At 63.4% G+C, this 8,465-nt stretch carries 6 protein-coding genes; 3 read left to right on the top strand and 3 right to left on the bottom strand.

Annotation, left to right across the window (positions count from 1 at the left end; genetic code table 11):
- Nucleotides 1-54: 54 nt before the first annotated feature.
- The gene (locus tag FJW07_RS31330) at nt 55-1,695 is read right to left on the bottom strand and encodes an acyl-CoA synthetase (RefSeq protein ID WP_140860895.1); all 1,641 of its coding nucleotides are present in this window, start codon (nt 1,693-1,695) and stop codon (nt 55-57) included.
- Between the two features lie 205 nt (nt 1,696-1,900).
- On the opposite strand from FJW07_RS31330, the gene FJW07_RS31325 reads away from it, so the two are divergent.
- The 3 genes from FJW07_RS31325 to FJW07_RS31315 all read left to right on the top strand — a co-directional run bounded on the left by FJW07_RS31325 (nt 1,901) and on the right by FJW07_RS31315 (nt 6,293).
- A complete protein-coding gene (locus tag FJW07_RS31325) occupies nt 1,901-2,866 on the top strand; it encodes a sugar-binding transcriptional regulator (RefSeq protein WP_140860893.1) in 966 nt (321 codons plus the stop codon).
- Nucleotides 2,867-2,948: 82 nt separating this feature from the next.
- On the top strand, nt 2,949-5,003 hold the full coding sequence (locus FJW07_RS31320; RefSeq protein ID WP_140860891.1) for a bifunctional aldolase/short-chain dehydrogenase: 2,055 nt from the start codon (nt 2,949-2,951) through the stop codon (nt 5,001-5,003).
- Between the two features lie 225 nt (nt 5,004-5,228).
- A complete protein-coding gene (locus tag FJW07_RS31315; RefSeq protein ID WP_140860889.1) occupies nt 5,229-6,293 on the top strand; it encodes a D-alanine--D-alanine ligase family protein in 1,065 nt (354 codons plus the stop codon).
- Nucleotides 6,294-6,747: 454 nt separating this feature from the next.
- Here FJW07_RS31315 and FJW07_RS31310 read toward each other — a convergent pair whose 3' ends face one another.
- The gene (locus tag FJW07_RS31310) at nt 6,748-8,253 is read right to left on the bottom strand and encodes a winged helix-turn-helix domain-containing protein (RefSeq protein WP_140786260.1); all 1,506 of its coding nucleotides are present in this window, start codon (nt 8,251-8,253) and stop codon (nt 6,748-6,750) included.
- Nucleotides 8,213-8,465: hypothetical protein (locus FJW07_RS31930; RefSeq protein WP_210239939.1), on the bottom strand; the 253-nt coding region annotated here is incomplete at its 5' end. The genes FJW07_RS31930 and FJW07_RS31310, both read right to left, overlap by 41 nt.

The following is an 8,465-nucleotide window of genomic DNA, read 5'->3' as shown; positions in this document are numbered from 1 at the left end:
TGGCCGGCAGGCCAGAGGGGGGTGGGCGGGAACTCGGCATCGCCCATTTGAGGCTCATGCCCTCTTGGCCAGCTCCCGCAACCGGAACTTCTGGATCTTGCCCGTCGAGGTCTTCGGGATTTCGGCAAACACCACTGTCTTCGGCACCTTGAAGCGCGCCAGCAGACCTCGGCAATGTTCGATGATCTCGGCCTCGGTCGCGGCCTTGCCCGGCTTCAGCTCGACATAGGCGACCGGCACCTCGCCCCATTTCTCGTCGGCGCGGGCAACGACACCGCAGGAAGCTACCGACGGGTGCCTATAGAGCGCGTCCTCGACTTCGATGGAAGAGATGTTCTCGCCGCCCGAGATGATGATGTCCTTGGAACGGTCCTTGAGCTGGATGTAGCCATCGGGGTGCATGACGCCGAGATCGCCGGAGTGGAACCAGCCACCGGCGAAGGCCTCGTCGGTCGCCTTCCTGTTCTTCAGGTAGCCCTTCATGACGATGTTGCCGCGGAACATGACCTCGCCGATGGTCTCGCCATCGGCCGGCGTCTCCACCATGGTCTGCGGGTTCATCACCGTGAGGCCCTCGAGCGAGGCGTAGCGGACGCCCTGGCGCGCTTTCCTCGCCGTCCTCGGTCCCTTTTCCAGCGCGTCCCACTCATTGTGCCATTCGTTGACGACGGCAGGACCGTAGGTCTCGGTCAGGCCGTAGAGATGGGTGACGGCGAAGCCCGCGTCGGCCATGCCGGAGAGCACGGCCTCCGGCGGCGGCGCCGCGGCCGTGTTGAAGGTGACGGTCTGCGCGAACTGTCGCTTGTCCTCGTCCTTCGCGTTGATCAGCACCGACATGACGATCGGCGCGCCGCACAGATGCGCGACGCCATGGTCGGCGATGGCGTCATACATCGGCTTTGCCCGCACCCAGCGCAGGCAGACATGGGTGCCGGCCTGCACGGCTAAAGTCCAGGGGAAGCACCAGCCGTTGCAGTGGAACATCGGCAGCGTCCACAGATAGACCGCGTGCTTGGCCATGCCGGCATGGATGGTGTTGGTGTAGGCCATCAGCGCCGCGCCGCGGTGGTGGTAGACGACGCCCTTCGGGTTGCCCGTCGTGCCGGAAGTGTAGTTGAGCGAGATGGCGTCCCACTCGTCATCGGGCATCGACCAGGCGAAAGCCTCGTCGCCGCCGGCGACGAACTCTTCATAATCGGCCGAGCCGATGCGCTCTCCTTTCGGATAGGGCGCGTCGGCCGCATAGTCAGGATCGTCATAGTCGATGACCAACGGCTTCACCTTGGCCAAGGCCAGCGCTTCCCTGACGACGCCCGAGAACTCGCGGTCGACGATCAGCACCTTGCTGTCGGCATGGTCGAGCTGGAAAGCGATGACGGCGGCGTCGAGGCGGGTGTTCAGCGAATGCAGCACCGCCTTCACCATCGGCACGCCGAAATGCGCTTCCAGCATCGGCGGCGTGTTGGACAGCATCACCGTCACCGTATCGCCCTTGCCGATGCCGTGCTTCGCAAGCGCCGAAGCAAGCTTCAGCGAGCGGCGCCAGAAATCGCGATAGGTGATGCGCTGGTTGCCATGGATGATGGCGACATGGTCGGGATAGGTCTTGGCCGCGCGCTCGAGATAGGTGAGCGGCGTCAGCGGCTGGTGGTTGGCGGCGTTCCTGTCGAGATCCTGTTCGTAGGGATTGGCCATCCCGTTCTCCCCAAGGTTCTTTTCGAACCTTCTAACCTTAGGCCCTTCGTCACGCTATCCCCCTTCCGCGGCTGAAAATGCTATGCTGCGCCGGCTTGGTGGAATGGCGATCCGGATGGAGTCCCACCCGTGAGGCGATCGCAGCTCACGCAGGCAAATTTGACTTTTGTCGAGAGCCGTGACTAATGTCAGCCGAGGAGGCGGCATGGCGATCAGACCGGCAGAACAGATCATCCACAAGGCCGCTTGGCTTTACTATGCCCACGGCCTTCGTCAGGACGAAGTGGCGAGCCAACTCAACATTTCACGCGCTTCGGTCGCCATGTATCTGCGCAAGGCGCGCGAGACCGGCATCGTCAACATCTCGACCTCGACGCAGCTCTTCACCGACGACGTCACGGCGCGCCGGCTTGAAGACGCCTTCGATCTCGACGCCGTCTGGATCGCGCCGGAAAATGCCTATCTCGCGGATCCCTCGGCCGATATCGCCGTGCTGGCGGCGAGCGTCTTTCTCGAGCTGGTGAAGAAAGGCGACCGTATCGGCGTCGCCTGGGGCCGCACCGTCTACACCATCGCCGACATCATGTCCTATGCCGACCTGCAGGGCGTCACCGTGGTGCAACTCTGCGGCAATCTCGGCGCGCCCTATTCCTACCGGCCCGACCAATGCACGATGGAGATCGCGCGGCGACTGAACGCCAAAGGCCTCAATTTCTATGCGCCGCTGGTGCTCTCCACCGAGGAACTGGCGCAGGGCCTGCGCGCCGAGCCGGTGATCCGCGACCAGCTTGCCGGCATTGCCGATTGCGACCTCGCGCTTTATTCCGTCGGCGCGGTCGACGCCGACAGCCATCTGGTGAAATGCGGCGCATTGTCCGCAGGCGAGATGGAAGCGCTGCGCAGCCAAGGGGCTGCCGGCGTCATCGCCGGGCAGATCATCGACGCCAAGGGCGAGGTGCTCGACTGCAGTTACAACCGGCGCGTCATTTCCGCCGAACTCGCCTCGCTGCGCGCGATCGAAAAGCGGCTGATGGTGGTGCAGGAAGACACCAAATTCGAGCCGCTGCTTGCGGTCGTCGCCGGCGGGCTTTGCACGCATCTGGTGATCGGCGCGCACATGGCCGAGCGCCTGCTCAATCACGCGGGCGAAGCCGGCAAAAAGGCATCCTAGAAAACCACCCTCGCCGCTTCTGTCATCAAGACGTCGCGGCTTTCTGTTCATGAGCAAAAAAGACGGAACCGGACGGAACGACATGCAGAACCTTTGGAATGACGCCGACGCGGAAAAGATGGTTGCCGACTATGCCAAGAAGGGCGTCGCCCGCGACCTTGCGCTGCGCGTCTACACGACCCGCCTGCTTGGCGGCGAACCGCGGCTGGTGCTGCATGGCGGCGGCAACACCTCCTGCAAGACTAAAGCCACCGATCTGGTCGGCGACGAATGGGGCGTGCTCTGCGTCAAGGGCAGCGGCTGGGACATGGCCGTCATCGAACCGCAGGGCCTGCCGGCGGTGAAGATGGGCGCGCTGCTCAAGGCGCGCTCCCTGGACCAGCTCGCCGACGAGGACATGGTAGCGCTGCAGCGCTCCAACCTCATCGATCCGTCCTCGCCCAACCCGTCGGTCGAAACGCTGCTGCACGCCTTCCTGCCGCACAAATTCGTCGACCACACGCATTCGACAGCGATCCTCGCCATCGTAGACCAGGAAGACAGCAAGGCATTGGTGAAAAAGGTGTTCGGCGACAAGATGGGTTACGTGCCCTACATCAAGCCGGGCTTCGACCTCGCCAAGGCTGCGGCGGAAATCTTCGACGCCGACCGAAAAGTCGAGGGCCTGATCCTCGACAAGCATGGCATCTTCACCTTCGGCGACGATGCCAAACAGGCCTACGACCGCATGATCCACTATGTGACCATGGCCGAGGACTATGTCGCCAAAAACGGCAAGCCGCAGCCGGCCAAGGCAGCATTGCCGGCAAAGCTTGCCAAACCCAGCGACATCGCGCCGACATTGCGCGGCGCCGTTGCCGTGGCGCGCGGCGAAGGCCGCTTCGACCGCATGATCAGCGACTTCCGCACCTCGGACGCGATCGTCGACTTCATCAATTCGGCCAAGATCGCCGAGTTGGCAGGGCGCGGGGTGTCGACGCCGGACCTGTCAATCCGCATCAAGACCGGGCCGATGGCGGTACCGGCGCCCGACGCCGACAAGCTCGGCGATTACAAGGCTGCCATCCGCAGCCATGTCGATGCCTTCGTCAAGGACTACACCGCCTATTTCGAAACCAATGACGCGCTGGACGACGTCAAGCGCACCATGCTCGACCCGATGCCGCGCCTGACGCTGGTGCCGGGGCTGGGCATGTTCGGCCATGGCCGCACGCTGAAGGAGGCCAAGATCGCGTCGGATGTCGGCGAGATGTGGATCGAGGCGGTGCGCGGCGCCGAGGCCGTCGGCAATTTCCATCCGCTGTCCAAGGCCGACCTCTTTCCGCTCGAATACTGGTCGCTGGAGCAGGCCAAGCTCGCCTCGAACAAGCCGAAGCCGCTGACCGGCCAGGTCGTGCTGATCACCGGCGGCGCCGGCGCCATTGGCGCTGCTACGGCAAAACTATTCGCGGCCAACGGCGCGCATGCGGTGATCGTCGACCTCGATCCGGCCAAGGCGGCGGACGCGGCGAAGGCCGCCGGCAACAATTCGATCGGCGTCGGCGCCGACATCACCAATCCGGCCGAGATGCGCGCCGCCTTCGACAAGGCGGTCGCCGTCTATGGCGGCGTCGACATCCTCGTCTCGAATGCGGGCGCGGCCTGGGAAGGCCGCATCGGCGAGCTCGACGACGCCACTTTGCGCAAGAGTTTCGAGCTCAACTTCTTCGCCCACCAGTCGGCGGCGCAGAATGCGGTGCGCATCATGCTGGAACAGGGCACCGGTGGCGTGCTTTTGTTCAACACCTCCAAGCAGGCGATCAACCCCGGCCCGAAATTCGGCGCCTACGGCATCCCGAAGGCGGCGACCTTGTTCCTGTCGCGGCAATATGCGCTTGACTACGGCGCCTATGGCATACGCTCCAATGCGGTCAACGCCGACCGCATCCGCTCCGGGCTTCTGACCGACACGATGATCGCCAGCCGGTCCGGCGCGCGCGGCGTGTCGGAAAAGGAATACATGTCCGGCAATCTGCTCGGACAGGAAGTGACCGCCGACGACGTGGCGCAGGCATTCCTGCACCAGGCGCTGGCCGAACGCACCACAGCGGACGTGACGACGGTGGACGGCGGCAACATCGCGGCGGCGTTGCGCTGACGAAGTAAAGACACAACCTTGGAGCGGTTCATCGTTTCATAAGCGGATGAACCGCTCCTCGTCTTGACACGGTTCCGAACGGAAGGCCTTTCGCGCTTCTGCTGAAAAACTGCTTCAACCGGTCAAAGTCCCACTCCAATCCTTCGGTTACTACTCGGACGGTTGAAGGGGCATGTCTGGTGTTTTGCGTGCGAGCTCCAACCCCGATCATTGGTGGAGTTGTCGATGCCCGCGAAAAGACTGCGTATAGGTGTGCTGTTCGGCGGTCGATCCGCCGAGCATGAGGTGTCGCTGCTTTCGGCGGCCAACGTCATGCAGGCGCTGGATCCGGCGAAATACGACGTCGTGCCGATCTTCGTCACTCGCGACGGCCAATGGCTGCTCAGCCGTTTCGAGGACGGCGCCCTGGCGACGCCGTCGGCTGGCATACAGCTGTGCCTGGTGCCGGGTGGGCAGGGGCGGATGCTGGCGATCCCTGCCAGCGGCGCACCCCATGACCTGCCCGTCATCGATATCCTGTTTCCAGTGTTGCACGGTCTGCATGGCGAGGACGGCGCGGTGCAAGGATTGGCCGAAGTGGCGCGGGTGCCGCTCGCCGGCTGCGGTATTCTGGGCTCGGCCACGGCCCTCGACAAGGACATCGCCAAGTGGCTGCTGAAGGCGGCGGGACTGCCGGTCGCGCGCTCGGTGACGATCGATGAGGGTCGGCTGCCTTCGCTTGCTGAACTGGAAGACAAGCTCGGCTTGCCGCTGTTCATCAAGCCGGCGCGGCAGGGCTCGTCGGTCGGCGTTGCGAAGGTCAATGGCAGTCAGGAGTTCGAGCGCGCGCTGGCGGAAGCCTTCCAGCACGATCGCAAGCTCCTGGCTGAGGAATTCGTTCGTGGCCGCGAAATCGAATTCAGCGTGCTGGAGAGCCCCACGGGCGAACTCTTCGTCTCGCGGCCGGGCGAGATCGTGCCCGCGGAAAGTCACGGCTTCTACAACTACAACGCCAAATATATCGACGAGAATGGCGCGGCCCTGATCGTGCCGGCCGAGCTGCCGTTGGAAGTCGAGAATGCCATGCGCGATATGGCCGCCAGGGCGTTCAGAACGCTCGGCTGCGACGGGATGGCCCGCGTCGATTTCTTCCTGATGCCGGATATGAATTTCCTGATCAACGAGCTCAACACCATTCCTGGCTTCACCAATATCAGCATGTACGCCAAGGCGATGGCGGCGAGTGGCGTCAGCTATCCGGAGGTTATCGAGCGCCTGGTGGCGCACGGGCTGGCGCGCGCCGGCCGTTGAGGCAAAAGGTTTGAGAAACTGGACGCTGGGGCGACTAGTTCCCCGACACAGGGATTTGGAGAGGTTGCCGCTTGTCTTGGTACAAGATTTTCCGTTCATTTGCGTGAAATCAGCGCAAACGCCGGAGATTGGTTGAAGCCGCCCCCCAACCTCGTCATTCTATGGCGGAGCAAGGAGCGAAGCGACGCGGCGCAGACCATAGAATCCATTCCGTGACTTGGAAGCGTTGCCGCGGTGCAGAATTCTGCTCCGTTGCACGCCCTGGCGAAGGTAACGGCATGGATTCCAGGGTCTTCGCGACGGTGCTTCGCTCCTGCTCCGCCCTAGAATGACGATCGCGACGGGCGTTTCGGCCAATCTCCAGCGCATGCCACCTGCCAACGCAAACAGAGCCGGCCGGTCAAAATCCCTGTGCTGGGGCGACTAAATTAGCCCGTCACCGTGGCCGGCCGCATCACTCCGGCAGGCCAGCCGCGCGGAAGCCATCCTCGAAATGCTTGAGCGTCGCCGCGTCGCGGAACGGTTCCGTCTCGACCCAGCGGCGGGTGGAAAAATGCGGATTGCCGACAAGGAACAGCGCAACCTCTGTGCGTGCCTCGTCGAGGCGGCCGAGCTGCGCCAGGCTTGCAGCCAGGAAGCGGCGTGAGCTGGTGCGGTAGGTCTCGTCGCGGCGCAGCGTCTCGACGGCGGCTTCATAGTCGCTGGCCGCATATTGCGCCTGGCCGAGCGTCAGATAATACCAGCTCGGCGGAAATGGGTTGAGCCGGAATGCCTTGCGAATGTGCTCGAGTCCCTCCTCGATCCTGCCGGCCAGAACCACGATGTCGGACAATGTCGCCCAGATATCGGCCTCGTTCGGGTCGAGATCGATCGCCTTGGCGAATTCCGCATCCGATTGCTCGAAATCGCGTTCATAGGCAAGAAGGTTCGCCAGAACCCAGCGGCAACCGGCGTCGTTGGGATCGATCGCCACGGCCTTGCGCGCCAGTTCCAGGGACGTGCTGCGGGCAGGCTCGAACGGCTCGCCCCAATGCACCCATCGCATCCAGTGGTTCATCGCAAGCCAGCGATAGGCCTCCGCGTAATCCGGATCGAGCGCGATCGCGCGCGTCAGCATCAGGTGCGCTTCGCGCGCCATCTGCGGCGACTCGTCGAACAGTTTTCGCGCGCGCACGACGAGATCATAGGCCTCGAGGTTCTTCGGCCGGTTGCGCGCCGGCGGCGCGCGCAATCGACCGAGCAGCGCCTCGACGATCTTGGCCGTCGCCTCGTCCTGAACGGCGAAGATGTCTTCCAGGCCGCGATCGAAACGCTCAGCCCAGAGATGCTCGCCGCTCAGCGCGTCGATCAGCTGAGCGTTGATGCGCACGCGTCCCGCGGCCCGTCTTGCGCTGCCTTCCAGCAGATAGCGCACGCCAAGCTCTCCGGCGATGGCGCGCACGTCCATGGCCTTGCCCTTATAGGCAAACACCGAGTTGCGCGCGATGACGAAGAGGCCCGGTATCCGCGAGAGATCGGTGATCAAATCTTCGGTCAGGCCATCGACGAAAGAGTCCTGCTCGGGATCGTTGCTCAGATTGATGAAGGGCAGCACGGCGATCGACGGTTTGTCGGGCAGCGGCAAGGGTTTGCGCGTCGCGTCGGGCTGTTCGACCGCACCGATGAAACGATAGCCGACACGCGGCACCGTGACGATCCACTCGCCACCACCGGTCGCCTGACCGAGCAGCTTCCTGAGCTGCGCGATCTGCACCGTGAGATTGCCTTCCTCGACCGCGGTGCCCGGCCACGCCGCGTCCATCAACTCGGCCTTGGCCAGGATTTCTCCCGGACGCGCAACGAGCGCTTCCAGCAGCTTCAGCCCGCGGTGACCGGCGGCAACGGGAACGTCGCCCCGGAGCAGCGTTCCCGCGCCAGGATCAAACACGAACGGTCCAAAAGCAAAGCGCGATCCCTGCATGCGGCGATCTATAGAGCAATTCCAGGAAAAGTGTGAAGCGGTTAAGTTCGGCGTCTTCGCCGTAACCTTCCGTCCGGAATTGCGTAAAAACAAAGGGATAGAGCGGTTCGGCGTTTTTCCGTGAAACAGTGACACGCTCTAGGCCGTAGTGACGATTTAAGGAATTGGGATTCCCACAGGCCGGCAAATCAGATTCAACACTGATTTTTGGG

It is taken from the genome of Mesorhizobium sp. B3-1-9 (assembly GCF_006439595.1).
Classification (GTDB): Bacteria; Pseudomonadota; Alphaproteobacteria; order Rhizobiales; family Rhizobiaceae; genus Mesorhizobium.
Note: the sequence above shows the minus strand (reverse complement) of the source record. Positions and strands in the feature narration are given on the sequence as shown.